Origin of the sequence: Streptomyces sp. NPDC002730 (assembly GCF_042888805.1) — a bacterium.
Classification (GTDB): domain Bacteria; phylum Actinomycetota; class Actinomycetes; order Streptomycetales; family Streptomycetaceae; genus Streptomyces.
On sequence record NZ_JBIAQG010000003.1, the window covers coordinates 517,735 to 543,981 of the forward strand.

A 26,247-nucleotide genomic window follows, 5' to 3' on the forward strand; every position below is an offset into this window, starting at 1 on the left:
GCAGGTACAGGTACAGCAGGTAGAGGTACAGATACAGGAAACGGGGTGGCGGGCCGCAGCCCGCCACCCCGTCAAGCCAAGCCAGGCAGAGCCAGGCCCGGCCGAGCAGAGCGTACGGCTCAGGCCTCGGCGGCCTCTTCGCCCTCGCCCTCGGCCTCGGCGGACGGCTCCTCGGCCTGCGCGGCCAGGACCTGCAGGACGACGGTGTCGTCCTCGACGGCCAGGGTCGTGCCGGACGGAAGCGGCACGTCCTTGGCGAGGATGGAGTCGCCGGCCTCCAGGCCCGCGATGGAGACCGTGACGGACTCCGGGATGTGCGTGGCCTCGGCCTCGACCGGCAGGGCGTTCAGCACGTGCTCGACCAGGTACGCACCCGGGGCCAGCTCGCCCTCGGTGTGGACGGGGATGTCGACGTTGACCTTCTCGCCACGCTTCACGAGGAGCAGGTCGACGTGCTCGATGGAGCCCCTCAGCGGGTCGCGCTGGACCGACTTCGGGATGGCCAGCTCGTTCTTGCCCTCGATGTCCAGGGAGATCAGAACGTTCGGGGTACGCAGGGCGAGCAGCAGCTCGTGGCCCGGCAGCGTGATGTGGATCGGGTCGGAACCGTGACCGTAGAGAACACCGGGAACCTTGTGCTCGCGGCGGACGCGACGGGCAGCACCCTTGCCGAACTCCGAACGGATGTCGGCGGCGAGCTTCACCTCGGACATGTGCACTCCTCGTATTGCAGATAGATCTGGTGGCGGTCACCCGGCCACGACAGGCCTGCTACGAAGAGCGCGTCGATAACGGACCGCCGTACATATGAGTACGGCCTCCCTCGCCGAGCAACCCGCACAGTCTACTCGGAGCCCCCCGAGTCACCCAATCGATCAAGAGCCGATGCGCTGCGGGCGCGGCCGACGTGAGGCCGGCATGAGGCTGCGGGCATGAGAACGGGCCGCCCCCAAGCGGAAGCGGCCCGTTCTCGTAACGTACTTAGCCCTGCTCCTCGAAGAGGCTCGTCACCGAACCGTCCTCGAACACCTCACGCACCGCGCGTGCGATCGTCGGCGCGATCGACAGCACCGTGATCTTGTCGAGCTCCAGGTCGCCCGGGTCGGGCAGCGTGTTCGTGAAGACGAACTCGCTCACCTTGGAGTTCTTCAGACGGTCCGCCGCCGGCCCGGACAGGATGCCGTGCGTCGCCGTCACGATGACGTCCTCCGCGCCGTGCGCGAACAGCGCGTCCGCCGCGGCGCAGATCGTGCCACCGGTGTCGATCATGTCGTCGACGAGGATGCAGACGCGGCCCTCGACCTCACCCACGACCTCGTGCACCGTCACCTGATTGGCGACGTCCTTGTCGCGGCGCTTGTGGACGATCGCCAGCGGAGCGTCCAGGCGGTCGCACCAGCGGTCGGCGACGCGCACACGGCCGGCGTCGGGGGAGACGACGGTCAGCTTGTTGCGGTCCACCTTCGCGCCCACGTAGTCGGCGAGCACCGGCAGCGCGGAGAGGTGGTCCACCGGGCCGTCGAAGAAGCCCTGGATCTGATCGGTGTGCAGATCGACGGTGAGGATGCGGTGAGCACCCGCGGTCTTCAGCAGGTCGGCGACCAGCCGGGCCGAGATCGGCTCACGGCCGCGGTGCTTCTTGTCCTGCCGGGCGTAGCCGTACGACGGGATGATCACGGTGATGCTCCGGGCCGAGGCCCGCTTCAGCGCATCGATCATGATCAGCTGTTCCATGATCCACTTGTTGATGGGAGCCGTGTGGCTCTGCATCAGGAAGCAGTCGGCACCACGGGCCGACTCCTGGAAGCGGACGTAGATCTCACCGTTCGCGAAGTCGAAAGCCTTCGTCGGCACCAGGCCGACACCCAGCTGATGTGCGACCTCCTCGGCCAGCTCGGGGTGGGCGCGGCCGGAGAAGAGCATCAGCTTCTTCTCGCCGGTCGTCTTGATCCCGGTCACAGCACTGTCTCCTCAGACGTGTTCTCTGGCCACGGACATACTGATCGCGAGCCAGCCGAATTTGTGTGCACGTATCACGGTACGCCGAGTTGGACGCACCGGTTTCCGGTCAGTTCCCCTCGGCGACCTGTTCCGTTGCCACTTGAGCCGCCTGCGCGGAGGCGCTGCCAGGGCGCTTCCGAGCCACCCAACCCTCGATATTCCGCTGCTGGCCGCGGGCCACGGCGAGCGAACCAGCAGGCACATCCTTGGTGATGACCGAACCCGCCGCCGTGTACGCGCCGTCCCCGATCGTGACAGGAGCCACAAACATGTTGTCCGAGCCGGTCTTGCAGTGCGAGCCGATCGTGGTGTGGTGCTTCGCCTCGCCGTCGTAGTTCACGAACACGCTCGCCGCGCCGATATTCGTGTACTCGCCGATCGTCGCGTCACCCACATAGGAGAGGTGCGGCACCTTCGTGCCCTCGCCGATCGTCGCGTTCTTCATCTCCACATACGTGCCGGCCTTGGCCTTCGCACCGAGCTTCGTGCCGGGCCTGAGATACGCGTACGGGCCGACCGACGCCCCCTCGCCCACCACCGCGGAGTCCGCCACCGTGTTGTCCACCCGGGCACCCGCGCCGACGACCGTGTCCTTCAGTCGCGAGTTGGGGCCGACCTCGGCGCCCTCGGCGAGATGCGAGGCACCCAGCAGCTGTGTACCGGGGTGCACGATCGCGTCCGGCTCGAACGTCACCGTCACATCCACGAGCACCGACGCCGGGTCGACGACCGTGACACCGGCCATCATCGCCCGCTCGAGGAGCCGCTCATTGAGCAGCTTGCGCGCCTCGGCCAGCTGTACGCGGTTGTTGATGCCGAGGATCTCCCGGTGGTCACCGGCGACGGACGCGCCGACCCGGTGACCGGCCTCGCGCAGGATCCCCAGCACATCGGTGAGGTACTCCTCGCCCTGGCTGTTGTCCGTACGCACCTTGCCCAGCGCGTCCGCGAGCAGCTGCCCGTCGAAGGCGAAGACACCGGAGTTGATCTCCCGGATCGCGCGCTGGTCGTCAGTGGCGTCCTTGTGCTCGACGATCGCGGTGACGGCGCCGGTGGCGCTGTCGCGCACGATGCGGCCGTAGCCGGTCGAGTCCGGGACCTCGGCGGTGAGCACGGTGACGGCATTGCCGTCGGCGGCATGCGTGGCGGCGAGCGCGGTCAGAGTCTCGCCGGAGAGCAGGGGAGTGTCGCCGCACACGACGACGACGGTGCCCTCGGGGGTCCGGCCGAGCTCCTCGAGCGCCATCCGGACGGCGTGCCCGGTGCCGTTCTGCTCGGCCTGGTAGGCGGTGCGGGTACCGGCGTACTGCTCGGTCAGATGGCCCTTGACCTGCTCACTCGCATGGCCGACAACGACGACGAGATGCTCGGGATCGAGCTCCCGGGCCGCGGAGACGACATGTCCGACGAGCGAGCGCCCGCAGATTTCGTGCAGGACCTTGGGGGTCTTCGACTTCATGCGGGTGCCCTCACCCGCTGCGAGGACGACGACGGCTGCCGGGCGGTTGGCGCTCACGGGAATGCCCTTCGGCTTCGGGTGGTGGACATCCGAAGGATACCGGGGGGTTTCGGGGGCGAAATAAGCGCGGGTCCTGACCGTGGAGGTCAGGACCCGAAGTGAGATGCTCCCCCGCCAGGACTCGAACCCGGACATAAGGCACCAAAAGCCTCAGTGCTGCCAATTACACCACGGGGGATAAAAAACGGCTGAACCGGACATTACGTCAGGCCGCCGAATCGGCACCCAACACTATGCCGTACCAAGCGCCTTCTATGCGACGGTAAAGATCGGCGCTCATGGTGACCGTCGGGGTCGAAAGTCAGCTCGATTCACCAGATCGTGCGATCAACGCTTGTTTCGTGCGTGTTCGAACTCCTTCCCTGCTGTCGCACTCCAAGGAAAATGACTCGCGCCCGCCCGTAGGCTGGAAGACATGACCGTAACGGGGGCACACCAGGACGGCACGGGCACGACTGCTCGTAGCTGGCTGTGGTGGGGACGGCGGCGCAGTGTCGCCTTGGATGTGGGGCTGGGGCTTGTCTCCGCCTTTGAGTGCGCTCTGGAGGGTGTGGGGTTCGCCGACAAGGCATCGATTCCCGTACCCGTCGGCGTGCTGTTCGGATTGATCGTCGGATCCGTGCTGGTGCTGCGGCGGCGCTGGCCGATCGCCGTGGTGCTGGTGTCGATCGCGACCACGCCCGCCGAGATGGGCTATCTGATGGGCGTGGTCGGGCTCTACTCGCTCGCCGCCTCCGAGGTGCCGCGCCGGATCACCGCGACACTCGCCGGGATGTCGCTGGCCGCGACGATGATCGTGACGTTCGTACGCGTACGGCAGGAAGTGTCGTCCGCGGACTTCGATCCGGAGCCCGGAGCCTGGTACGTACCGACGATGGCCGGCTTCATGGCGCTCGGGCTGACCGCGCCGCCCGTGCTGTTCGGCCTCTACATAGGGGCCAGACGGCGGCTGATGGAGAGCCTTCGGGAGCGCGCGGTCAGCCTGGAGCAGGAGCTGTCGCTGCTGGCCGACCGGGCCGAGCAGCGGGCGCAGTGGGCGCGTACCGAGGAGCGGACCCGGATCGCGCGGGAGATGCACGACGTCGTGGCGCACCGGGTGAGCCTGATGGTGGTGCATGCGGCAGCTCTGCAGGCGGTCGCGCTGAAGGATCCGCAGAAGGCGGTGAAGAATGCGGCGCTGGTGGGGGACATGGGGCGGCAGGCGCTCACCGAACTGCGCGAGATGCTTGGCGTGCTGCGGGCCGGGGAGAGCGAACAGCGGGTGGTGACTCCGGTGCCGCTGGCGGCTGTCGGTGCCGCCGCGGCGGCGGCTGCCGCGGCCGCGGCCGAGGACGGGCCGTGTCTCGCGGATCTCGAGGGTCTGGTCGGGCAGTCCCGGCAGGCGGGGATGGTCGTGGAGCTCGCGGTGCAGGGCGAGGCGCGCGAGTACGCGCCGGAGGTGGAGCAGACCGCGTACCGGGTGGTTCAGGAGGCCTTGACGAATGTCCACAAGCACGCGGCCGGCGCGAAGGTGATGGTGCGGCTCGCGCACCGTGGCGCTGAGGTCGCGATGCAGGTGGAGAACGGAGCTCCGGACGCGAGTGGCGGTGACGCGGCCGCGCGGCTGCCGAGCGGTGGCAACGGCCTGGTGGGGATGCGGGAGCGGGTGATGGCGCTGGGTGGGGTGTTCGTGTCGGGGCCGACGGACGCGGGCGGCTTCCGGGTGTCCGCGGTGCTGCCGGACCGGGACGGGTACGCGGAGCAGGTCTGAGGCGGTGGGGGCTGGGCGGGTGCGGGTGTGGGTGTGGGTGTGGGTGTGGGCCGGCGGCCCGGTTCGGGTTCCGGTCCAGGTCCAGGTCCAGGTTCCGGGCTCGGGTGCGGGCCGGCGGTCCGGTTCGGCGGTCGTCTCGGGTCCAGGTTCCGGGCTCGGGTTCCGGTTCGGGTGCGGGGCCCGGTCCCGGTTCGGATCAGGCGCGGGTCCCGGCCGGGGGGCCTCGCGGCGCGCTCGGTGGCCGTCGCCGCAGTCGCTCAGCCCAGGGCCAGGCGGACCGGCTGGACGCCCGTGACCATGGTGGCCAGTGCCTGGTCGATGTCCGGCCCGAGGTACCAGTCGCCGGTGTGGTCGAGGCTGTAGACCCGGCCCTCGACATCGATGGCCAGTACGGCCTGGCTGTCGCCCTCCTCCCCGAGCGGCGCGACCTCCGTGTCGAGCGCGCGCCCCAGGTCCGCGAGAGTGCGCGCGAGGTGGAGCCCGGCGAGCGGGTCGAAGTGCACCGGTGTGGGCGCCGTGTGCCGTCCCGGACCGGGCGCCGTCACGCGCAGTCCGCCGAACTCCGCCCAGGCTTCGACGGCCGCCGGGAAGACCACGTGCCGGTGGCCCGCCGGTGAGGCGTACGAGCGCAGGGTGTCGGCCCAGTGCTCGGCCTGCTTGATGTCCCAACGGCCGGGCTGCCAGCCCGCGTCGCGCAGGGCGGCGTCGACGGCGACCGGGAACCGGGTGGTGCTGAGGTGGTCGGGCATTGGTGCGAGGTCAGCCGTTCTGGGTCGCGGTCGGGTCGACGGTGCGTACGCCGAAGTGGTCGAGCATCGCCGCGCAGGAACGGCAGGGTGGTGCGTAACTGCCGTGCAGCGGATCGCCGTCCTCGCGGATGCGACGTGTCGTCAGTTTCGCTTGTTTGAAGGTCCGCTTTGCCTCGCTGTGGGTCAGCGGCTTGCGCTGGGCCCGCTTAGAGCGCTGAGTTTCCGCGGCGGTGAGATGCCGCGAGAGCAGGATCGCCTCCGGACAGCGGCCCGTGAAGCGTTCGCGCTGGCCGCTGGTGAGGGTGTCGAGGAAATCCTGTACGAGCGCGTGGAGTATGGGTGGCTGGTCGGCCTTGCCCGCGGTGCAGGTGAGGGTCTCGCCGCGTACGGACAGTGCTGCCGCCACGGCGGGCAGGATTCCGTCGCGTCGGTGACCCAGTGCGGGCGGGCGGCCGGCGTCCGTACTGCTCCAACTGAGGCGTGGATCACCTGAAGTATTTGGTTGCGCTGTGTGCATGGTGTGCTCGTTCCCTCCCTGCACTCCCCCGAGTTGCGGGACAGCCTGCCAAATGGGACGGGTGGTGTGGAAGCTGGGGGCTGAAACGTGTCGCCTCTTCGTCATTCGGTCACTTGTACGTGACCCTTCGTGATGGAAGCGGAGCGTCGGTCCTCCCTATTGCCCCACCGCATAGGCTGTCCTGAACCAGCCAGAAGCAGCAGGGGGCATCCGCCATGACGACAGGTCGGCTCGGGCAGCAAGCCGCGCCACCGAATGCGGCCTACGCCGGGCAAGTCGTGAACTTCCCGGACCCGGTCCGGGCCTCCCGCCACCCCAGGGGTGTGCGTGTGGACGACAACGGCTATCCGGTCTTCTCGCCTTACGCGCGTGCCGCCGCAGAGATCGCGGAGCCCCCGGAGGGCTTCGGCGTGGACGAGCTGCGGCTCACCGACTACGTATCGGCGAATGCGGCGCTGCACGCCGACGGCCATGCGCTGTGGGACACGATTCCGTCGGTCGCCACTCCGCACGGCTGGACCTGGCACCACGTGCCGGGCACCCGTCGGCTGGAGCTGGTGCCCGTCGAGGTGAAGGCGCTGCTGCGGCATCACGGAGGTCTCGCGACGACGCCGGTGGACCAGAGCAAGCGGGGTACGCGTCCGCTGCAGGAGACCCGGCCCGCGCATTTCGGTCTGCCGAAGGGCGTTGTGTCGGTGAGCGAGCAGCAGCTGCTGAGTGTCGAGGAGGATCTGGGCTACCGGTTGCCGGGGGCGTACCGCTCCTTCCTGAAGGCGGCGGGCGGTTGCGCTCCGGTCGGGGCGGCGCTCGACGCCGAGCTGGGGCTGCTGGTCGACCAGCCGTTCTTCACGGTGCGGGACGAGGCCGCGGTCAATGATCTGCTGTATGTCAACAAGTGCCTGCGGGACCATCTGACCAAGGATTACTTGGGAGTTGCGTTCGTCCAGGGCGGGATTCTGGCGGTGAAGGTCAAGGGCTCGGCAGTCGGCTCGGTGTGGTTCTGCGCGTACGACGACGCACGCGACCAGAACGGCTGGAGCGTGCAGGAGCGCGTGGAGCGGCTGCTGCTGCCGTGCGGCGACGACTTCGACGGTTTTCTGCAGCGTCTGGCGGGCAATCCGCCGGAGTTGGAGACCGTGGCGAACCTGATGGTGGACGGCGGCTTCGCGCGCGCCGTCCCGATCTCGGACGAGGGGTGACGGTCCGATGGTGACCTTCGCGCAGGCGCAGGAGCGCGCGGAAGAGTGGGTCAACGGCGATGTGCCCGCGTACCAGCATCGTGAGGTGCGGGTACGGGAGTTCGAGCTGGGCTTTGTGGTGTGGGCGGAGGACCGCGAGGGCGGGGCTCGTTCGGACGGCGGGCAGCAGCGGCTGGTGATCGCCCGGGACAGTGGTGAGGCGACGCTGTGGCCGGGACTGCCGGTGGGTGAGGTGATCCGCCGGTACGAGGAGGAGTACGGGATACAGGAGGAGGCCGCGGCCGCGCCGGAGCCGCCGCAGCGTATCGATCTGAATCAGACGTCGTTCCTGTTGAGCCCGCCGGAGTGGCTCCAGGAGGCGGCGGACAAGATCGGGATCCCGGACCGCAGGTCGCCGGAGCGCGCTTCGGGTGTGGCGTCCGGCGCGGCTTCGGACACGCCTTCGGGGACGCCATCCAGTACGCCTTCGGGGTCGCCGGAGCCGGTGGGTGCGGGTACGGGTGCGGCTTCGCGCGCGCCGTCGGCGGGGGCCGACTGGTCCGCCCCCGCGTCACCTGCGCAGGACAGCAACGCCTCGCAGGCGGGCGGGAGTTCGTCCGCGCCCGGCTCGGCGTGGCCCGAGCCCGGTTCCTCCGGCGCCAATGCCTCGCAGGGCGGGTCCGTGTGGCCCAGCGCCGGTGGTGGCGGCGACTACGAGCCGACGGCTTCCGAGGGTGTGCCCGCCACACCGTCGGGGGCGACTCCGTGGACGGACACCAGCGCCGGTTCCGAGGACGCGTCCGTACCGCTGCCGGCCACGGTGTTCGCGCCGCCGATCTCCGGGACCGATGGCGATGACGCCCCGCCGCCGGTCACCGGCGCGGAGGCGCCGACCGCGCTGATGTCGGGCGGCAGCCAGCTGCCGCGGACCGCGGTCGCCCCCGCGTTGGGCCCGCAGCCCGGCGGGCCCCAAGCGCCGCAGACACCACATTCGCCTCAGACGCCGCAGTCGCCGCCGCCCGGTGCGCCCGCGCGCGCGGGCGCCAGTGACATCGCGGATGCGGCGACGAGCAAGGCGGTCGTAACGCCGCGCGCCTCGCGCGGCAGCGGCCCCACGACTCCGCCGCCGCCCGGTGCTCCCGGTACTCCGGGTGCGCGGCCGGACGCCACGCCGCCGCCGTCGGGTCCGGGGGCGCCCGGTGCTCCGGCGGGCGGTTATCTGCCGACGCAGCTCGTCTCGCAGCTCGACCCGGAGGGCTCGCAGCCGCCCGGTCCGCCTGCTCCTCCCGCTCCGCCGGGTGGTGGCGTCCACCATGCGGCGACGATGCTGGCGGACCCGAGCCAGATGGGTGGTCCCAGTGGTCCGGGTCGTCCGGGTGCGCCTCAGCCGCCCGGTCCGCCGGGGGCTCCGGGTGCGCCCGGCGTTCCGCAGCCGCCCGGTCCTCCCGGTGCGCCCGGTGCTCCGACGCCGCCCGGTCCTCCCGGTGGTGGCGTCCACCACGCCGCGACCATGCTGGCCGGACCGGCCCAGATGGGTCCGGGTGCGCCGCAGCCGCCCGGCCCGCCCGGTGCACCTCTCGGCGCGCCGCCCGGTCCCGTACCGCAGGCGCCGCTGCCGCAGCAGGGTGGTCAGCCGCCCGCCTACGGCTATCCGCAGCAGCCGAGCGGTATGCCGACCGTCGGCCCCGGCTATCAGGCCGTGCTGCGCTACCGCGCGCCCGACGGCTCCGAGGCCCAGCTGATCCGCCGTTCGGCGCCCGGGACTCCGCATCCGGAGTGGCAGATCCTGCACGAGCTGCGCGCCATGAACGTGCCGCCGCAGCAGGTCCTCGAGCTCCACACCGAGCTGGAGTCGTGCGAGCTGCCCGGCGGCTACTGCGCCCGGATGATCCGGGAGACCTGGCCGCAGGTGCGGATCACCTCCGTCGCGCCGTACGGCAGGGATCACGCCGGCCGGCAGCAGGGCATGCAGCATCTGCTCACCCACCAGGGTGAGTTGCACCAGGTCGCGGACGGTCCGGCGCGCCCCGCGCCGGTCCGGGCCCCGCTGCCGCAGGTGCCGCCGGCCCCGCCGATCCCTCCGGAGGGGATCGCGCAGGAGCTGGTGGCCGCGTTCGGCCCGCAGGGCATCTGCCGGTTCGACCAGCGGGCTGTCTCGCGTCAGGGTGTGCCGGAGGTCGTGGCGGCCACTCTGGTCTGGGCGGGTCTGCCGGGCGACTTCAACCCGTTCTTCTGGGCGCAGCCGGCCCAGCCGGTCGTTCCGACGCTGGCGGAGCTCGCGGCGCAGCGTCAGCTGCAGCCGGCGGCGGACGCGGGCTCGTACCTGGTGGTGGGCAGTGACTTCGGCCGGGCGATCTGTGTCCAGTACGGCACGGCGCACATTGTGGCCGTACCGGTGGAGGCGGGGCCGGGCGGCCAGCCGGTGGCGCCGCAGTTCGTGAACAGCGGCCTTCCGGAGTTCGTACGCTGCCTGGCGCTGCTCGGCCGGATGTGGCGGCTGCGCTTCAGCCTCAACCCGGAGCAGGCCGGCCGCTGGACGGTCGATTTCCAGGCGCAGCTCGCGGCCCTGGACCCGGCGGCGCTGGCGTCGCCGGAGAGCTGGTGGTCGGTACTGCTGGAGCAGATGTGGGACGGACTGCTGTAAGGCGACCGTGTGGATGACTGAGGCGCCCGGCCTGTACGACACAGGCCGGGCGCTTTCTTGTCTGCCGCCGCGCGGGAGGGTGTTCCGCCCGGCCGGGAGCTGACCACAGAGAGCCTCACCAAATCTTCACGAACATGACGCTCACTCAGGCACCGGGGACGGGTTGGCAGGAAGGGCCGACGACGTACGGAGAGTCAACAGCAGGCTGAGAGGCCTGCTGTTTGTCCTGTTTCCGGCTTCTTTCGCCGAATGATGCATTCTTGACCAGTATCGACAGGTGGAGTGTCGCGTTATGAGCACTTCGCTGAGATCTAGCAGGATGTGCGCCAATTGCGTTGTGTGTCGGAGAGGCTTGAAGGATGAGTGCTGCATCGGTGTCACCTCACGGCTTCGTAGCCGTACGGGGCCGTGGCTACCACGTGAAGGAGACCGACGCCTACGTCACCGCTCTGTCCCAGGACCGCGACGACGCCTGGGAACGTGCCGCGCGTCTCACCGTCCTCGCGAGGGAGATGGAGGCGGAGGCCGTCAGCCTGCGCGAGGTCGTCTCGGCGCTCACCCCGCAGACGTACGAGAGTCTCGGTAGCCGCGCCCAGTACCTGCTGGCGTTGACCGTGGAGGAGGCCGAACACCTGCTGGCCGCGGCTCGGGACGAGGCCCAGGCCGTGTGGGACGCCGCCGACGCGGACGCTCGCCAGGCGCGCGAGGAGGTCCGTGAGTATGCCGAGGCGCTCCGGGCGGACTCCGAGGCGCGCGCCCAGCAGCTCGCCCTCGCCGCGCAGACCACGGCCGACGAGACCCGTATCGAGGCCCGCCTCGAGGTGAAGGAGCGGCGCGGCGAGGCCGTGGCCGCCTGGAAGGAGATGCGCCGCCGCTCCGAGGGCATGCTGGCCGACCTGGAGCAGGAGCAGGCCGAGCGCTGGGAGGCGATGGAGCGCGAACTCGCCTACCACGAGCACGAGTTGGACGCGCGCCATGCCGAGCTCGCCGCGTACGCCGAGGCCGGACTCGCCGAGGCCACGCGCACCTTCGCCGAGGCGGAGGAGAACACCCGCCCCGGCCAGGAGGACGCGGAGGCACGAGCCGCTGCGCTGATCGCCGAGGCGAGGGCCCGCGAGGAGCGGATTGCGCGCGAGACGGAGCGGGTGCTGCGCGAGCACGAGAGGTCCCGCGAGGAGATGGCCGCGCATATGGCGCACATCCGCCACAGCCTGGCGACGCTGACGGGCCGCGCGGCGGCGGAGGGCTGACGGGGTTGTGTGCCGTCCTGAGGAGCATGGGACGGCACATGGCTGGATGTCGGTTGAGCTGGATGCAGGGACGATGACGATCGGTGTCGTTACTGCGAGAACGTGCCGTGGACCTGCGGCAGTTACGTCCGCTTGCACTTGATCCATTGCCCGGGCATTGCTGCCACTTGATCGAGTCCGCGGGCAATGTCACCCGCCACACCGCCACGCACTTCGACGGCCCGGCCACTCGGATCGACCCGGACGGCACGACGTACGCCTTCGCGTACGACACCGAGATGCGGCTGACGGGGGTCACCAACCCGCAGGGGCTGACCTGGTCGTACGCGTACGACCAGGCGGGCCGACTGGTCGCGGAGACCGACTTCAACGGCCGGACGCTGACGTACACGCATGATGCGGCGGGCGGCCTGGCGTCCCGCACGAATGGCGCGGGCGAGACGCTGCGCTTCACTCGGGACGTGCTTCGCGAGCTTCTTGTAGCAGGTCAGGGCGGCGGCCAGGCCGAGGAAGGCGAGGAAGTGCGAGCCCTTTCGTTCGTATCGGACGGTGAGGCGGCGGTAGCCGAAGAGCCAAGCGATCGACCGTTCGATCTTCCAGCGGTGCCGACCGAGGCGTTCGCCGGACTCGATGCCGGGCCGCGCGATGCGCGCGACGAGCCCGCGCTCGCGCAGCCAGGCCAGGTGTTCGGCGGAGAAGTACGCCTTGTCCGCGCGGAGTTTGACGGGTCGGCGCCGCCGTGGTCCCCGGCGGGACCGGACGGCGGGTATGCCGCGGATGAGCGGTTTGAGGGCGAGGCTGTCGTGCATGTTCGCGCCGGACACGGCGACGGCGAGCGGGATGCGCTGGGCATCGGACAGCACGTGCAGCTTGCTGCCCTTCTTGCCGCGATCGACCGGGTTCGGCCCGGTCAGCGATCCCCCCTTTTGGCGCGAACGGAGGCCGCGTCGACGATCGCCGAGGTCCAGTCCACCTCGCCCCGGGCCCCGAGTTCGTCCAGCACCGCCCGGTGCAGCCGACGCCACAGGCCGGCCTCGGTCCATACCGTGAAGCGGCGATGCGCGGTGGCGGGCGACGTGCCGAACGTCGGCGGCAGATGCCGCCAGGCACAGCCGCTGGTCAGCGCGTACACCAGCCGTGAACACGGCCCGCTCGTCACACGGAGCGGTCCCACCACCTTGCGGACGAGCAGCGAACGACGGCAGCAACGGGGCGGCCGGCTCCCAGAGTTCATCAGGAACCAGACGCTTCGATAGATCAGCACCCACGACCGGCAGCATGCCGCACGAACATCACGTCACGTGAGACAACCTCTAAGCCTTGATTGGTGCGGCCGACCTGGCGGCCTGCTCGATCTTCGCGCAGTAGGCTGCACGGGCTTCCTCGTCGATCTGCTTCTCGTGTTCGGCGCGCAACCCGGTCCGGCCGTCGAGGCCCTCGCGCAGGATATCGGCGTGCCCGGCATGCCGGATGGACTCGCCGAGGACATGGACCATGATGGCGAACAGGTTCGTGTCGGCATAAGGCTCCGGCCACCACGGCACGTGGCCGGGGGCGTCGAGGGGAAGCTCGTTGATCGTCGCGTCCGAGTGTTCCCACGTGCGCCGGTAGAACCCGATGATCTGATCGCGGGTCTCGTCCTCGGTCGCCCACAGATCGCTGCCGTTGGAGTCCTGCCACCGGGGCAGCGGTTCCGGGGAAGGGCGGTCGAAGACCTCGCCGAAGTACCTGGCCTCGACGGTGGCCACGTGTTTGACCAGGCCGAGGAGGTTGGTCCCGGTCGCTGTCAAAGGTCGGCGGGCGTCGTATTCGGACAAGCCGTCGAGTTTCCAGAGCAGCGCCTTGCGGTCCCGCCGCAGTCTCCCGTACAGGTTGTCTTTCGCGACTTCATCGATCATGCGGCATGAGCCTGCCATGGGCTGCTCGTGGTCTCAAGATCCCGTACGTGGTCCGCAACGACTGGCAGAGCCGAGGCCTGGCCATGGCCGCTGCCCTGACCTGCTACAAGAAGCTCGCGAAACTTGCCACGTGAGACAACCTCTTAATCCTCCGGCTTGTCGGCGATGACCGGGAAGCGGCGCGGGGCGACGAACACCAGGACCAGCAGGGCGACTCCGGCCGCCGCGGCAGCCCCTACGTACACGTAGTCCACCGCCGCGTCCACCGCCCGCCGGAGGTGGTCGGCCGCCTCCGCCGTCATCGACGACGGGTCCGCGAGTGCGTGCGCGACCGAGTCCAGGTCGCCCGTGCCGTCCAGGCGTGAGGCGAGGACCGTGTTGGCGACGGCGCCGAAGAGCGCGGCGCCCATGCTCTGGCCGACCTGGCGGCAGAAGAGGACGGAGGCCGTGGTGGTGCCGCGTTCCGACCAGCCCACTGTCGACTGGACCCCGACGATCAGCGGGAGCTGGAAGAGGCCGAGCGCCGCGCCGAGCAGCAGCATGATCAGGGCCGGCTGCCAGGGTTCGCCCGGGTAGGGGAGGAGGGGGAAGGCGGCAAGGATCAACCCGGCGAGGGAGATGCCGATGATCGCGGTCTGCCGGAAGCCGATGCGGTTGTAGACGTGGTTGGACAGGGCCGCGCTGACCGGCCAGCTCAGGGTCATCACGGAGAGCACGAAGCCCGCGGCGATCGGGCCGAGGCCGAGGACCGATTGGGCGTAGGTGGGGAGGAAGACCGTGGGGGCGACCATCAGCAGGCCGAGCGCGCCGAGCGCCAGATTCACCGCGGCGATGGTGCGGCGGCGCCAGACCCAGCCCGGGATGATCGGCTCCGCGGCCCGGCGTTCGATGACGACGGTGATGGCGACGAGGACCGCGCTTGCGCCGATCAGGGCGAGCGAGGGTGCGGAAAGCCAGGGCCAGGCGATGCCGCCCTGGACGAGTGCGGTGAGCATGAGGGTTCCGGCGGCGAAGATGGCCAGGGCGCCCGGCCAGTCGATCCGGGGGCGGGCAGCCGGTCGCGTACGGGACGGTTCGCGCAGATGGCGGGCGACCAGCCACAGGGCGACCGCGCCGACGGGCAGGTTGATCAGGAAGATCCAGCGCCAGTCCGCGTACGAGGCCAGCAGGCCGCCGATCGCGGGCCCGGCCACCGCCGCACTCGCCCACACCGTCGACAACTTCGCCTGGATCTTGGGGCGTTCCTTGAGCGGATAGAGGTCGGCGGCGATGGTCTGCACCGTGCCCTGGAGGGCTCCGCCGCCCAGTCCCTGCACAACCCGGAAGGCGATCAGCGCGGCCATGCTCCAGGCTGCGGCGCACAGCATTGAGCCGAGGAGGAAGAGGATGATGCCGGCGATCAGGACAGGCTTGCGGCCGAAGGTGTCGGAGAGCTTCCCGTACACCGGCAGGGTCACCGTCACGGCGAGCAGATAGCCGGAGAAGAGCCAGGAGAAGACCGAGAAGCCGCCGAGGTCGCCCACGATTTGGGGCACGACGGTGGAGACGATGGTCCCGTCCAGCGCGGCGAGCGCCATCCCGAGCATGAGCGCGGCAACGACGGGCCCACGGCGCGGGGCGTCGGCGCCGGGGGCCTCGGGTGCGTCGGTCGCAGGTCTTGTGCGGGCCGCGGGCCGGGTGTCGGTTCCCCCGGTCGCTGCACCAGGGGCCGCCGTGGCGCCGGCTGTGGGGGCGTCGCCGGTCGCGGGCCTGGCCTCGGCGGCGGGACCGCGGCTCCCCGGGGCGGTATCTGCCCCGCGCCGGACGCCGTCGGCGGGCGTTGTGCTCCCCGCTCGGGCGCGGCCCCCGCGCCCCGCGTCGGCCGCAGGCCTCATCCCTATGCCCTCCGGATCGTCCGTGCTTCCCTCCGCGCTCACCCCGGGATCCTTTCCCCCTGCACGTATTTCCCCGGACACCTTCTCACTTGAGCCTCACGCAGGGGGAGGGTGCAGGCTGACCGGGTGCGGGTCCGCCCGGAGGCGGAGGGCCCCTAGGGGCTCCTCCTTACTGATGGCCAGGGGACGTTCGTCCCGGGGGACGACGAGGAGGAGCGGTTCGATTCCTTAGCTTGGTCCTACGGCCGCAGCTGAGGCCCGCACCACCGGGGGGTGGGGAAAACCCCCGGTTCAAGACTGCGCTGCGCACCAGCGCGCCGGACCGCTTCCGCCGACAGACTCGAACCGTACGCGGCGACGCCAACTCATTACCGACTTAGGAGACATACCGTGACAACGGCTGTGACCATTCCCCCGCACGGGGACACCGGAGGGCGTACGGCCGTTGCCGCGCGAGGTCGTCAGGTCGTCAAGGCGTACGGCTCGGGTGAGACGCGCGTCGTCGCGCTCGACCGGGTCGACGTCGACATAGCCCGCGGACAGTTCACCGCGATCATGGGCCCGTCGGGCTCCGGCAAGTCGACGCTGATGCACTGCCTGGCCGGCCTCGACACCGTCACCTCGGGCGAGATCTACCTCGACGAGACCGAGATCACCAAGCTCAAGGACAAGAAGCTCACGCAGCTGCGCCGGGACCGGATCGGCTTCATCTTCCAGGCATTCAATCTGCTGCCGACGCTCAACGCCCTGGAGAACATCACGCTCCCCATGGACATTGCCGGCCGCAAGCCGGACGCCGGGTGGCTGAACCGCGTCGTGGAGACGGTGGGCCTGTCCGACCGCCTCAAGCACCGGCCCACCCAGCTCTCCGGCGGCCAGCAGCAGCGCGTCGCGGTGGCTAGGGCGCTCGCCGCCCGCCCCGAGATCATCTTCGGTGACGAGCCGACCGGAAACCTCGACTCCCGCGCGGGCGCCGAGGTCCTGGGCTTCCTGCGCCGCTCGGTGGACGAGCTGGGCCAGACCATCGTGATGGTCACGCACGACCCGGTGGCCGCCTCGTACGCGGACCGGGTCCTCTATCTCGCCGACGGCCGGATCGTCGACGAGATGTTCCGGCCGACCGCTGACGCCGTGCTGGATCGCATGCGCCTCTTTTCTGGGGGACACCCCCAGACCCCCGACTTCGACGGCGGGGAGCGGACGTCGTGACCGTATGGAAGACCTCGATGCGCAACTTCTTTGCGCACAAGGGGCGGATGGCGCTCTCGGCGGTGGCGGTGCTGCTGTCGGTGGCCTTTGTGTCGGGGACGCTCGTCTTCACCGACACGATGAACACGACGTTCGACAAGCTCTTCGCCGCGACCGCATCCGATGTCACGGTCAGCCCCAAGGGCTCCGGCGGCAACGACAATCCGCAGACCGGCAAGCCCGAGTCGCTGCCCGCCTCGCTCGTCGACAAGGTGGCGAAGGCCGAAGGCGCCAAGTCCGCCGAGGGCTCGGTCTCGAGCACGAGCGTGACCGTCGTCAACTCCGAGAACAAGGACATGGGTCCCAGCAACGGCGCCCCGACGATCGCCGGCAACTGGACCGACAACGACCTCAAGGCCATGGAGATCACCTCCGGGCACGCTCCGCGCGGCCCCACCGAGGTGATGGTCGACGCCGACACTGCCGACAAGCACCACCTGAAGCTCGGTGACGAACTGCGCACCATCGCCGTCACCGGCGACTTCACCGCCAAGATCACCGGCATCGCCGCCTTCAAGGTCACCAACCCGGGCGCGGCCATCGTCTACTTCGACACCGCCACCGCGCAGCGTGAACTGCTCGGCAGGGAAGGTCTGTTCACCGGGATCTCGGTCACCGCCGCGGCGGGCGTCAGCGACGAACAGCTCAAGCAGAACGTCGCGAAGACCCTGGCCCTGGACGGCACGTACAAGCTGCAGACGGCGAAGGAAGCCGCCGACTCGAGCCGCGAGGACGTCGGCTCCTTCCTCGACGTGATGAAGTACGCGATGCTCGGCTTCGCCGGGATCGCCCTCCTCGTCGGCATCTTCCTGATCGTCAACACCTTCTCGATGCTGGTCGCCCAGCGGACCCGCGAGATCGGCCTGATGCGGGCCATCGGCTCCAGCCGTAAGCAGATCAACCGTTCCGTACTGCTCGAGGCGCTGCTGCTCGGCATCGTCGGATCCATCGCGGGCGTCGCCGCCGGCGTGGGCCTGGCGGTCGGGCTGATGAAGCTGATGGGTTCCATGGGCATGGAGCTGTCCACCCGGGACCTGACCGTGAAGTGGACGACTCCGGCCGTCGGACTCGTGCTCGGCATTGTCGTCACTGTCGTCGCCGCGTACGTCCCGGCGCGCCGGGCCGGCAAGGTCTCCCCGATGGCCGCCCTGCGCGAGTCCGGTACGCCGGCCGACGGCAAGGCGGGTTGGATCCGGGCCGCGATCGGCCTGGTCCTCACGGGCGGTGGCGCGGCAGCGCTGCTCGTCGCCACCCAGGCCGACAAGGCGAGCGAGGGCTCGATGTTCCTCGGCCTGGGCGTGGTCCTCTCGCTCATCGGCTTCGTCGTCATCGGCCCGCTGCTCGCCGGTGTCGTGGTGCGGGCGCTCAGCGCGGTTGTGCTGCGGATGTTCGGCCCGGTCGGGCGGCTCGCGGAGCGCAATGCGCTGCGCAACCCCCGCCGTACGGGAGCCACAGGCGCCGCCCTGATGATCGGCCTCGCCCTGGTGGCGTGTCTGTCGGTGGTGGGTTCCTCGATGGTCGCCTCGGCGACGCAGGAGCTCGACAAGTTGGTCGGCGCGGACTTCATCGTCCGGGCCGGCAAGGACGACCAGACGATCGTGCCGAAGGCGCAGCGGGCCCTGGAGAAGTCCCGGTACATCTCCCATGTCACGGAGTACAAGGAGGTCATGGTCAAGCTGACCGCCCCGGACGGCAGGACGGAGGACGAGGGCCTGATCGCCGCCGACCCGACGTACGCACAGGATCTGCGCCGCGAGATGGTCGCGGGCGAGCTCTCGGCGGCGTACGGCAAGGACGCGATGTCGGTGGGCGACCGCTACGCCAAGGACCACGGCATCAAGGTCGGCGACAAGATCAAGGTCGCCTTCAAGAACGGCCGGACCGCCGAGCTGAAGGTCGCGGCGATCACCTCCGACGACACCAACGTCGACAAGGGCGCGATGTACACCAACATCACGACCGCCGCGCAGTACGTCCCCGCCGACAGGATGCCGAAGAACGTGATCATGTTCGCGTCGGCGCAGGACGGCAAGGAGAAGGAGGCGTACGCGGCGCTCAAGGCGTCGCTCGCCAAGTATCCGCAGTACAAGGTGCAGAACCAGACCGACTTCAAACAGGAACTGAAGGACCAGGTCGGCCAGCTGCTGAACATCGTCTACGGGCTGCTGGCGCTCGCGATCATCGTCGCGGTGCTGGGTGTGGTGAACACGCTGGCCCTGTCAGTGGTCGAGCGGACCCGGGAGATCGGCCTGATGCGAGCCATCGGCCTCTCGCGCCGCCAGCTGCGCCGGATGATCCGCCTGGAATCGGTGGTCATCGCCCTCTTCGGCGCCCTGCTCGGCCTCGGCCTCGGCATGGGCTGGGGCACGGCGGCCCAGAAGCTGCTGGCGCTCGAGGGCCTGGGAGTGCTGGAGATCCCGTGGTCGACGATCATCACGGTCTTTGTGGGCTCGGCCTTCGTGGGTCTGTTCGCGGCACTGGTCCCGGCCTTCCGGGCGGGCCGGATGAACGTCCTGAACGCCATCGCTTCCGAATAGCGGCCGGCGGGAGGGGCAGGGGCAACGGCCCCGGCACGGGGGGCGGGCCCCGGTGGACACCTCGGTGTTCACCGGGGCCCGATGCCGTCAACGCCCCCTGGTGTCCAGGGAGTTCACTCCAGTGAGTGGCATGGATCACACTCCGGTGCAACTAAAAGAAGATGCATGCGTTCAGCAGCGCGAATCGACTGCGTGTCGATAATTCATTCCTTTCTGACATGAAGTGGCAATGCGAGAAGCAGTGGGGTCCCTACACCACTGCGCAGCGAAATGCCCGCAAAAGGGTCGCCAATAAGTGCTACCAGGCAGTAAGGGTCCACGGACGCCTCGGCGGCTGATCACTCCGGCCCCGGTGCGCATCTGCGGCGCGCCGGGGCCGGGCTGTTCCATGCCCCGCCCCCGCGGCTCCCGTGCGTGGACAGATCTCACTGCCTGTACGCGCCGGGGCGCTCCATTCGGTTGACAGCACGACGGACATCAGGCCGGGAGGATTCCGGACGCGGCTGTCAGTCGGCAGCCGTAGGCTGGAAGCACCCCGGCCCGTTCGACGTGTCGGGCGGTTCGCGTTGCCCACTCCCCGGATGGAAGCCCTTCATGAGCCTGCACGGTCTGCTCGATGCCGTCGTACGTGACCCGGCGCTCGCCGAAGCGGTGAAGGCTGCCGCGGACGGTCACCGTATGCACGTCGACCTGGTCGGTCCGCCCGCCGCGCGCCCCTTCGCGGTGGCCGCGCTCGCCCGGGAGGCCGGGCGGCCGGTGCTGGCCGTCACGGCGACCGGGCGGGAGGCCGAGGACCTGGCGGCCGCGCTGCGCTCGCTGCTGCCCGAGGAGGGCATCGCCGAATACCCCTCCTGGGAGACCCTGCCGCACGAGCGGCTCTCGCCCCGCTCCGACACCGTGGGCCGCAGGCTCGCGGTGTTGCGCAGGCTGGCCCACCCGGCGCAGGACGACCCGGCCACCGGACCGGTGTCGGTCGTGGTCGCGCCCATCCGCTCCGTACTGCAGCCGCAGGTCAAGGGGCTCGGTGACCTGGAGCCGGTGGCTCTGCGCACCGGGCAGTCCGCCGACCTCGGCGAGGTCACGGAGGCGCTGGCCGCCGCCGCGTACTCCCGGGTCGAACTGGTCGAGAAGCGCGGCGAGTTCGCGGTCCGCGGCGGCATCCTGGATGTCTTCCCGCCGACCGAGGAACACCCCCTGCGGGTGGAGTTCTGGGGTGACGACGTCGAGGAGATCCGGTACTTCAAGATCGCGGACCAGCGTTCGCTCGAGGTCGCGGAGCACGGGCTGTGGGCGCCGCCCTGCCGCGAGCTGCTGCTCACCGACGACGTACGGGAAAGGGCCGCGGCCCTCGCCGAACAGCACCCGGAGCTGGGTGAGCTGCTCGGCAAGATCGCCGAGGGCATCGCGGTCGAGGGCATGGAGTCCCTCGCGCCGGTCCTCGTCGACGAGATGGAGCTGCTGCTCGATGTCCTGCCCAAGGGCTCGATGGCCGTGGTCTGCGACCCGGAGCGGGTACGGACGCGGGCCGCGGACCTGGTGGCGACGAGCCAGGAGTTCCTGCAGGCCTCCTGGGCGGCGACGGCCGGCGGTGGCGAGGCCCCGATCGATGTCGGCGCGGCCTCGCTGCGGGGGCTCGCGGATGTACGGGACCGGGCTCGCGAGCTCGGGATGATGTGGTGGTCCGTCTCGCCGTTCGCGGCCGACGAAGAGCTGTCGGACGAGACCCTCAAACTGGGGATGCATGCCCCGGAGACGTACCGCGGCGACACCGCGCGGGCGCTCGCCGACACCAAGGGCTGGCTGGCGGACGGCTGGCGCACGGCGTACGTGACAGAGGCGCACGGCCCCGCCTCCCGTACCGTCGAGGTGCTGAGCGGCGAAGGCATCGCGGCCCGCCTCGACGCCGACCTCCGAGAGATCACCCCGTCCGTCGTCCATGTGTCGTGCGGCTCGATCGACTACGGCTTCATCGACCCGGGCCTCAAGCTCGCCGTGCTGACGGAGACCGACCTGTCGGGCCAGAAGGCGGCCGGCAAGGACGGCCAGCGGATGCCCACCCGCCGTCGCAAGACGATCGACCCGCTCACTCTGGAGGCGGGCGACTACATCGTTCACGAGCAGCACGGCGTGGGCCGCTACATCGAGATGGTGCAGCGGACCGTGCAGAACGCGACCCGCGAGTATCTGCTCGTCGAGTACGCCCCGGCCAAGCGCGGCCAGCCCGGCGACCGGCTCTACATTCCCACCGACCAGCTGGAGCAGGTCACCAAGTACGTCGGCGGCGAGGCCCCGACCCTGCACCGGCTCGGCGGCGCGGACTGGACGAAGACCAAGGCGCGCGCGAAGAAGGCGGTCAAGGAGATCGCCGCCGACCTGATCAAGCTCTACTCGGCGCGGATGGCGGCGCCCGGCCACGCCTTCGGTCCGGACACCCCGTGGCAGCGGGAGCTGGAGGACGCCTTCGCGTATGTGGAGACGCCCGACCAGCTCTCCACGATCGCCGAGGTCAAGGAGGACATGGAGAAGACGGTCCCGATGGACCGGCTGATCTGCGGCGACGTCGGTTACGGAAAGACGGAGATCGCGGTACGGGCGGCCTTCAAGGCGGTGCAGGACGGCAAGCAGGTCGCGGTCCTGGTGCCGACGACACTGCTGGTGCAGCAGCACTTCGGCACGTTCTCCGAGCGCTACTCCCAATTCCCGGTGAATGTGCGGGCGTTGAGCCGTTTCCAGTCGGACACGGAGGCGAAGGCGGCGCTGGAGGGCCTGCGGGACGGCACGGTCGACATCGTCATCGGCACGCACCGGCTGTTCTCCTCCGAGACCAGGTTCAAGGACCTGGGACTGGTCATCGTCGACGAGGAGCAGCGCTTCGGCGTCGAGCACAAGGAGCAGCTGAAGAAGCTGCGCGCCAACGTCGACGTACTGACGATGTCCGCGACACCGATCCCCCGTACGTTGGAGATGGCGGTCACCGGCATCCGCGAGATGTCGACGATCACCACCCCGCCGGAGGAGCGCCACCCTGTGCTCACCTTCGTGGGGCCTTACGAGGAGAAGCAGCTCGGCGCGGCGATCCGCCGTGAACTGCTGCGCGAGGGCCAGGTCTTCTACATCCACAACCGCGTGGAGTCGATCGACCGGGCGGCGGCCCGGCTGCGTGACATCGTGCCCGAGGCCCGTATCGCGACCGCCCACGGCCAGATGCCCGAGTCGGCGCTCGAGCAGGTCGTGGTGGACTTCTGGGAGAAGAAGTTCGACGTGCTTGTCTCCACGACGATCGTCGAGTCCGGAATCGACATCTCCAACGCGAACACTCTGATCGTCGAGCGCGGCGACAACTTCGGTCTCTCGCAGCTGCATCAGCTGCGCGGCCGCGTGGGCCGGGGCCGCGAGCGCGGTTACGCCTACTTCCTCTACCCGCCGGAGAAGCCGCTCACCGAGACCGCCCACGAGCGCCTTGCGACGATCGCCCAGCACACCGAGATGGGCGCGGGGATGTATGTCGCGATGAAGGACCTGGAGATCCGCGGCGCGGGCAATCTGCTGGGCGGCGAGCAGTCCGGCCATATCGCGGGCGTCGGCTTCGACCTGTACATCCGCATGGTGGGCGAGGCGGTGGCGGACTATCGCGCCGCGGTCGACGGTGGCGTGGAGGAGGAGCCCCCGCTCGAGGTCAAGATCGAGCTCCCGGTCGACGCGCATGTCCCGCACGACTACGCACCGGGCGAGCGGCTGCGTCTGCAGGCGTACCGCGCGATCGCCTCGGCGAACACCGAGGAGGACATCAAGGCGGTCCGTGACGAACTCACCGACCGCTACGGCAAGCTCCCGGAACCGGTCGAGAACTTGCTCCTGGTGGCGGGCCTGCGGATGCTGGCCCGGGCGTGCGGGGTCGGCGAGATCGTGCTCCAGGGCTCGAACATCCGCTTCGCGCCGGTGGAGTTGAGGGAGTCGCAGGAGCTGCGGCTGAAGCGTCTGTATCCGCGTACGGTGATCAAGCCGGCGGTCCACCAGATCCTGGTGCCCCGCCCGACGGCGGGCAAGATCGGCGGCAAGCCGGTGGTGGGGCGCGAACTGCTGTCGTGGACGGGCGAGTTCCTCACGACGATTCTGGGGTCGTGACGCTGCCCCTCCGGACGTATGATCTCGGCCGCCGGGAGGCGCGCACGGCGAAAAGTCGTCGTGCGCACGGCGCCGGGGGTGGGGGAGATGTTGAACAGGGTGCTGCGTGCCGGTATGGCCGTTCTGGTGCTGACGGGCGTGTCGTCCATGGCTGCGTGCGGCGAGCGGGATCGACCGGAGCAGCCGACCGCGAGCCCGGCGGCGGACGGGGTGGGGCTCACTCAGCCGCAGCTGGAGCGGGCAGCGGTGACGAAGCAGGATCTGCCGGGATACACCGTGGATGCGATCAGCACCTCTGTCTCGGCTCCATCGCTCCCTGCCAAACCTGCGGAATGTCAGGCGATCGGGGACACGCTCGGAATGGTCAGCCAGTACCGGCCCACAGCACGCCTCGGTCGTGTGGTGAGCAAGCCGGGCGAGGGCACGGCCGGTCTGGGCCTGGCCGCGTACCGGGCAGGCGACGCCAAGAAGGTGATGGCGGACGTGCGGGCCGGCATCTCTACGTGCGTGGGCAAGGCATTCGACGACGCAGGTGACCCGTTCCGGTACGAGGCGGTCACCGCGCTCCCGGATCCGGGGAAGGGCGATGAGTCCGTCTCCTTCAAGCTCGTACAGGTCGTGGAGGACTCGAAGGCGCGGTCCGAGGTTTCCCTCGTGTACGTCCTGGTGCGTTCGGGTTCGACGGTGGCGACATTCCGCGCATTGGGCTTCGGCGGCCGGGCGGCGGCTGTTCCGGCCGATGCCGTCGACGCGCAGGTGCGCAAGCTGGCGATAGCGGCCTGACCTGGTTCAACGGTCGTCGGTCCGGGCGTCACTCTCCGAGGCGGGCGGTGGTGGCCGCGAACATGTCCGTGACCCTCTGTTCCGTGGACCTGATCGAGTCGCGCTGGATCCAGTAGCAGTAGCCGATGACACCGGTACCGGCGATGACTCCGGCAGCCGTCAAAGTGATGTACAGCCATGCTCGTTCATGACCCCAGGCTCCTGGGGTGAGGGTGTGAGTCGCTTGGGTGAAAGCGAGTCCCGCGCTCGCCATGTATACGGCTACACCGAGGAGGAACACGCTCATGACGTGGCGGCGGGATCCGTTGTGGGCGATGACGCGGGACTGCCATGCGATCAAGGGGAGACCGGTACGTCTCTCGACTTCCTTCTCCAGGCCTATCTTGTAGCCGATGAGAGCCTGGGTCATGTTGGTCAGATAAAGCCCGTGGACGAAGACGATGGCCACGCCGAGCGGTAGCCACATGAGGAGGTAACTCTTGCCGCCTCCGATCGCGACCGTCGCGCCAAGCGCAATCACCGTGCTGCCTGCGGCGAGTATTCGGTCGCCTGACGTCGTCAGGGCTGCGATTCGACTACCCGCGTCCCGGCATTCGTCGATCAACCAGTTGACTATCTGCTCGTTGGTGAACTGCGACGACGGTATGGGTCCGTGCGGCTCTCCCGGCATTCCGCCAGGTTCTCATGGGCCGAGGCCGAGCTCACCCTCAAGACCGGCAGGCGCCAAGGCCTGGTCGGCTAGGGCCCGTCGACGCCGAATTCGTACGCCACTTCCCAGCGCGCGTCTGCAACGACGATGTCCGCCGTCTCCACCGGCCGCCCGTCCGTATCGAAGTACGTGCGCTCGATCGTCAGCACCAAGTCACCCAGGCTGATGCCCAACAGGTTCGCTTGCTCCTGACTGGCGCGCGCCGGGCGGGGCAGCTCTACTGCGGTCTCCACGGAGACCCCGATGGAGTGCATCCGCTCCACCACGCCCATCCCGGCCAGCGGCCCCATCTCCGGGAGGACAACCGGGGTTTCACCGGTGATGGCCATCGGCTCCCACGATTCGGAGAGCTGAACCGGTTTGCCGTCGGCCAAGAACTCGTAGCGTGTGACGACGCATGGATCAACGGGCTCGATGGCAAGGCGCTCGGCGATGTGCTCGGGCGCGGGCGTCCGGGCCTGGCTGTGGGCCTCCCAAGTGCCCATCCGGCCCTGCCCCTTCATGTCAGCACGGAAGGGAGAGGTCCCGCGGCGCTCGCGGTGGTGGGAGCGGACCATGCGCAGTCGCTCTCGCGGCCTGCGCACATACGTGCCGGACCCAGCGCGCCCCTCCAACAAGCCCTCGATGATCAGGCGATCCATGGCCCGCTGGGTGACATTGCGGCCGACGCCGTACTCATCGGCGAGTTGGGCGCGGGAGGGCAGCCGTTCACCAACTGCCCATTCTCCAGAGAGGATCCGGACTCGCAGTGCGTCGGCAACCTCAAGGTACGGCGCCTCACGAGGCATGGGCGGCTCTCCGTTCACCCCGGACAGGGGCAGGCAGTGCAGTTCCTAAGGCTCGGCATTGACAAGCTACTGCATCAGGTAGAACCTACTGAAGTAGAAATGCGCTCCGTAGTCGTACCGTCACTGGGGAACCTTGTGTGCTCACCCAAAGCTCTGGCCATCGCGATCGCGGCACAACTGGCGGCTGTGACCCGTCAGGAACCGAGCACTCATGAGACCCCGCACCGCATCCGCATCGAGGTCCTCCTACCGGAGCACCTCACACACGCCGGCCGTCGGTCCGTACTGGCCGCGCTGGCGGGTGCGGACCGCTTCGGACATGACCTGACGTCGAGTGGCGGCGTGGTCTGGGCCGAGGTTGATGTGTGACGGCCTCGCCGGCCTGTCCTTCAGTCCCAACAGCGGGAGAGTCACCGAGATGCGCCGACTGATCACTCAACTCGTCGACTGGCTCCGGGTGTTGCTCGCACCCGATGGCCGTCATCGCGCGGGGTGTCCCGCACCCACGCCGCGTGTCGATGTGTTTCGCCCGGCGCCGTCAGTAAGTGCGTGGTACGAGCCCATCGACGGGCAGGCCACCGCGTTGGTCCGCCCGTATCTGCAAGTGCACGAGCGGAATGAGGAGGCTCGTGCGCAGCGGCAGCGGCGCAGGGTCCTGTGGTTCGCTACATACGGCA

The 26,247-nt window shown here is 69.5% G+C and carries 20 protein-coding genes, 1 tRNA gene and 2 pseudogenes; 12 read left to right on the plus strand and 11 right to left on the minus strand.

Features of this window, described 5'->3' with window-relative positions; translation table 11 throughout:
- Positions 1–119: 119 nt before the first annotated feature.
- The 4 genes from ACFYXH_RS10610 to ACFYXH_RS10625 all read right to left on the minus strand — a co-directional run bounded on the left by ACFYXH_RS10610 (position 120) and on the right by ACFYXH_RS10625 (position 3,698).
- Entirely contained in the window at positions 120–713 is a 594-nt protein-coding gene (locus tag ACFYXH_RS10610) for a 50S ribosomal protein L25/general stress protein Ctc (RefSeq protein ID WP_389561700.1), read from the minus strand.
- 268 nt (positions 714–981) lie between these two features.
- Positions 982–1,959 carry a ribose-phosphate diphosphokinase gene (locus ACFYXH_RS10615; protein ID WP_385300722.1) on the minus strand — a complete coding sequence of 326 codons (978 nt, stop codon included), beginning with the start codon at positions 1,957–1,959 and terminating at the stop codon, positions 982–984.
- A 109-nt stretch (positions 1,960–2,068) separates the two neighbouring features.
- Positions 2,069–3,517 (minus strand): bifunctional UDP-N-acetylglucosamine diphosphorylase/glucosamine-1-phosphate N-acetyltransferase GlmU, encoded by a 1,449-nt coding sequence (glmU, locus tag ACFYXH_RS10620; RefSeq protein WP_389561701.1) that lies wholly within the window; start codon positions 3,515–3,517, stop codon positions 2,069–2,071.
- A gap of 109 nt (positions 3,518–3,626) precedes the next feature.
- Positions 3,627–3,698, minus strand: a tRNA-Gln gene (locus ACFYXH_RS10625).
- 237 nt (positions 3,699–3,935) lie between these two features.
- Here ACFYXH_RS10625 and ACFYXH_RS10630 point away from each other — a divergent pair.
- The gene (locus tag ACFYXH_RS10630; protein WP_389561702.1) at positions 3,936–5,270 is read left to right on the plus strand and encodes a sensor histidine kinase; all 1,335 of its coding nucleotides are present in this window, start codon (positions 3,936–3,938) and stop codon (positions 5,268–5,270) included.
- A 257-nt stretch (positions 5,271–5,527) separates the two neighbouring features.
- Here the strand turns inward: ACFYXH_RS10630 and ACFYXH_RS10635 are convergent, their stop codons facing one another.
- Together ACFYXH_RS10635 and ACFYXH_RS10640 are read right to left on the minus strand one after the other, a co-directional pair.
- Positions 5,528–6,019 (minus strand): SUKH-3 domain-containing protein, encoded by a 492-nt coding sequence (locus ACFYXH_RS10635; protein ID WP_389561703.1) that lies wholly within the window; start codon positions 6,017–6,019, stop codon positions 5,528–5,530.
- A gap of 10 nt (positions 6,020–6,029) precedes the next feature.
- Positions 6,030–6,536 (minus strand): YwqJ-related putative deaminase, encoded by a 507-nt coding sequence (locus ACFYXH_RS10640; RefSeq protein ID WP_389561704.1) that lies wholly within the window; start codon positions 6,534–6,536, stop codon positions 6,030–6,032.
- A gap of 215 nt (positions 6,537–6,751) precedes the next feature.
- Here ACFYXH_RS10640 and ACFYXH_RS10645 point away from each other — a divergent pair, with 215 nt between their 5' ends.
- The 4 genes and pseudogenes from ACFYXH_RS10645 to ACFYXH_RS10660 form a co-directional block, all read left to right on the plus strand.
- Complete coding sequence (locus ACFYXH_RS10645) at positions 6,752–7,735, plus strand: SMI1/KNR4 family protein (protein ID WP_389561705.1); 984 nt, start codon at positions 6,752–6,754, stop codon at positions 7,733–7,735.
- A 7-nt stretch (positions 7,736–7,742) separates the two neighbouring features.
- The gene (locus ACFYXH_RS10650) at positions 7,743–10,358 is read left to right on the plus strand and encodes an SUKH-4 family immunity protein (RefSeq protein WP_389561706.1); all 2,616 of its coding nucleotides are present in this window, start codon (positions 7,743–7,745) and stop codon (positions 10,356–10,358) included.
- A 359-nt stretch (positions 10,359–10,717) separates the two neighbouring features.
- Positions 10,718–11,608 (plus strand): cellulose-binding protein, encoded by an 891-nt coding sequence (locus ACFYXH_RS10655; protein ID WP_389561707.1) that lies wholly within the window; start codon positions 10,718–10,720, stop codon positions 11,606–11,608.
- A gap of 173 nt (positions 11,609–11,781) precedes the next feature.
- Positions 11,782–12,075 (plus strand): annotated as a pseudogene (locus tag ACFYXH_RS10660) (hypothetical protein); the annotation flags it as partial.
- On the opposite strand, the pseudogene ACFYXH_RS10665 reads toward ACFYXH_RS10660, so the two are convergent.
- Positions 12,073–12,876, minus strand: a pseudogene (locus tag ACFYXH_RS10665) (IS5 family transposase); the annotation flags it as partial. The pseudogenes ACFYXH_RS10660 and ACFYXH_RS10665 sit on opposite strands and share 3 nt — an antisense overlap.
- A 45-nt stretch (positions 12,877–12,921) precedes the next feature.
- A complete protein-coding gene (locus ACFYXH_RS10670) occupies positions 12,922–13,506 on the minus strand; it encodes a DinB family protein (RefSeq protein WP_389561708.1) in 585 nt (194 codons plus the stop codon).
- Positions 13,507–13,511: 5 nt separating this feature from the next.
- On the opposite strand from ACFYXH_RS10670, the gene ACFYXH_RS10675 reads away from it, so the two are divergent.
- Positions 13,512–13,640 carry a hypothetical protein gene (locus tag ACFYXH_RS10675; RefSeq protein WP_257548903.1) on the plus strand — a complete coding sequence of 43 codons (129 nt, stop codon included), beginning with the start codon at positions 13,512–13,514 and terminating at the stop codon, positions 13,638–13,640.
- 9 nt (positions 13,641–13,649) lie between these two features.
- On the opposite strand, the gene ACFYXH_RS10680 is transcribed toward ACFYXH_RS10675, so the two are convergent.
- On the minus strand, positions 13,650–15,380 hold the full coding sequence (locus tag ACFYXH_RS10680; RefSeq protein ID WP_389561835.1) for an MFS transporter: 1,731 nt from the start codon (positions 15,378–15,380) through the stop codon (positions 13,650–13,652).
- Positions 15,381–15,770: 390 nt separating this feature from the next.
- On the opposite strand from ACFYXH_RS10680, the gene ACFYXH_RS10685 reads away from it, so the two are divergent.
- From ACFYXH_RS10685 to ACFYXH_RS10705, 5 genes are all read left to right on the plus strand, one after another.
- A complete protein-coding gene (locus tag ACFYXH_RS10685; protein ID WP_389561709.1) occupies positions 15,771–16,589 on the plus strand; it encodes an ABC transporter ATP-binding protein in 819 nt (272 codons plus the stop codon).
- Positions 16,586–19,165 carry an ABC transporter permease gene (locus tag ACFYXH_RS10690; protein ID WP_389561710.1) on the plus strand — a complete coding sequence of 860 codons (2,580 nt, stop codon included), beginning with the start codon at positions 16,586–16,588 and terminating at the stop codon, positions 19,163–19,165. Before ACFYXH_RS10685 ends, ACFYXH_RS10690 begins: the two co-directional genes overlap by 4 nt.
- 161 nt (positions 19,166–19,326) lie before the next feature.
- Positions 19,327–19,503 (plus strand): phospholipase A2, encoded by a 177-nt coding sequence (locus tag ACFYXH_RS10695; RefSeq protein WP_389561711.1) that lies wholly within the window; start codon positions 19,327–19,329, stop codon positions 19,501–19,503.
- Positions 19,504–19,759: 256 nt separating this feature from the next.
- Positions 19,760–23,290, plus strand: a complete 3,531-nt coding sequence (gene mfd / locus ACFYXH_RS10700; RefSeq protein WP_389561712.1) for a transcription-repair coupling factor — start codon at positions 19,760–19,762, stop codon at positions 23,288–23,290.
- Between the two features lie 87 nt (positions 23,291–23,377).
- Complete coding sequence (locus tag ACFYXH_RS10705; RefSeq protein ID WP_389561713.1) at positions 23,378–24,073, plus strand: hypothetical protein; 696 nt, start codon at positions 23,378–23,380, stop codon at positions 24,071–24,073.
- A gap of 28 nt (positions 24,074–24,101) precedes the next feature.
- Here ACFYXH_RS10705 and ACFYXH_RS10710 read toward each other — a convergent pair whose 3' ends face one another.
- Both ACFYXH_RS10710 and ACFYXH_RS10715 read right to left on the minus strand, forming a co-directional pair.
- Positions 24,102–24,743, minus strand: a complete 642-nt coding sequence (locus ACFYXH_RS10710; protein WP_389561714.1) for a hypothetical protein — start codon at positions 24,741–24,743, stop codon at positions 24,102–24,104.
- Between the two features lie 68 nt (positions 24,744–24,811).
- Entirely contained in the window at positions 24,812–25,570 is a 759-nt protein-coding gene (locus tag ACFYXH_RS10715; protein WP_389561715.1) for a GntR family transcriptional regulator, read from the minus strand.
- A 99-nt stretch (positions 25,571–25,669) separates the two neighbouring features.
- On the opposite strand from ACFYXH_RS10715, the gene ACFYXH_RS10720 reads away from it, so the two are divergent.
- Positions 25,670–25,939: a hypothetical protein gene (locus ACFYXH_RS10720; RefSeq protein ID WP_389561716.1), complete on the plus strand. Its 270-nt coding sequence runs from the start codon at positions 25,670–25,672 to the stop codon at positions 25,937–25,939.
- Positions 25,940–26,247 lie beyond the last annotated feature (308 nt).

What these genes read in the sequence shown, in the direction of transcription:
- ACFYXH_RS10720 (WP_389561716.1), top strand. Translation starts at nt 25,670, where the DNA reads ATGCGCTCCGTAGTCGTACCGTCACTGGGGAACCTTGTGTGCTCACCC.
- ACFYXH_RS10610 (WP_389561700.1), bottom strand. Translation starts at nt 713, where the DNA reads ATGTCCGAGGTGAAGCTCGCCGCCGACATCCGTTCGGAGTTCGGCAAG.
- ACFYXH_RS10710 (WP_389561714.1), bottom strand. Translation starts at nt 24,743, where the DNA reads ATGCCGGGAGAGCCGCACGGACCCATACCGTCGTCGCAGTTCACCAAC.
- ACFYXH_RS10695 (WP_389561711.1), top strand. Translation starts at nt 19,327, where the DNA reads ATGCATGCGTTCAGCAGCGCGAATCGACTGCGTGTCGATAATTCATTC.
- ACFYXH_RS10670 (WP_389561708.1), bottom strand. Translation starts at nt 13,506, where the DNA reads ATGATCGATGAAGTCGCGAAAGACAACCTGTACGGGAGACTGCGGCGG.
- mfd (WP_389561712.1), top strand. Translation starts at nt 19,760, where the DNA reads ATGAGCCTGCACGGTCTGCTCGATGCCGTCGTACGTGACCCGGCGCTC.
- ACFYXH_RS10645 (WP_389561705.1), top strand. Translation starts at nt 6,752, where the DNA reads ATGACGACAGGTCGGCTCGGGCAGCAAGCCGCGCCACCGAATGCGGCC.
- ACFYXH_RS10705 (WP_389561713.1), top strand. Translation starts at nt 23,378, where the DNA reads ATGTTGAACAGGGTGCTGCGTGCCGGTATGGCCGTTCTGGTGCTGACG.
- ACFYXH_RS10680 (WP_389561835.1), bottom strand. Translation starts at nt 15,380, where the DNA reads ATGAGGCCTGCGGCCGACGCGGGGCGCGGGGGCCGCGCCCGAGCGGGG.
- ACFYXH_RS10715 (WP_389561715.1), bottom strand. Translation starts at nt 25,570, where the DNA reads ATGCCTCGTGAGGCGCCGTACCTTGAGGTTGCCGACGCACTGCGAGTC.
- ACFYXH_RS10675 (WP_257548903.1), top strand. Translation starts at nt 13,512, where the DNA reads ATGAGCCTGCCATGGGCTGCTCGTGGTCTCAAGATCCCGTACGTGGTC.
- ACFYXH_RS10650 (WP_389561706.1), top strand. Translation starts at nt 7,743, where the DNA reads ATGGTGACCTTCGCGCAGGCGCAGGAGCGCGCGGAAGAGTGGGTCAAC.
- ACFYXH_RS10640 (WP_389561704.1), bottom strand. Translation starts at nt 6,536, where the DNA reads ATGCACACAGCGCAACCAAATACTTCAGGTGATCCACGCCTCAGTTGG.
- ACFYXH_RS10635 (WP_389561703.1), bottom strand. Translation starts at nt 6,019, where the DNA reads ATGCCCGACCACCTCAGCACCACCCGGTTCCCGGTCGCCGTCGACGCC.
- ACFYXH_RS10630 (WP_389561702.1), top strand. Translation starts at nt 3,936, where the DNA reads ATGACCGTAACGGGGGCACACCAGGACGGCACGGGCACGACTGCTCGT.
- ACFYXH_RS10655 (WP_389561707.1), top strand. Translation starts at nt 10,718, where the DNA reads ATGAGTGCTGCATCGGTGTCACCTCACGGCTTCGTAGCCGTACGGGGC.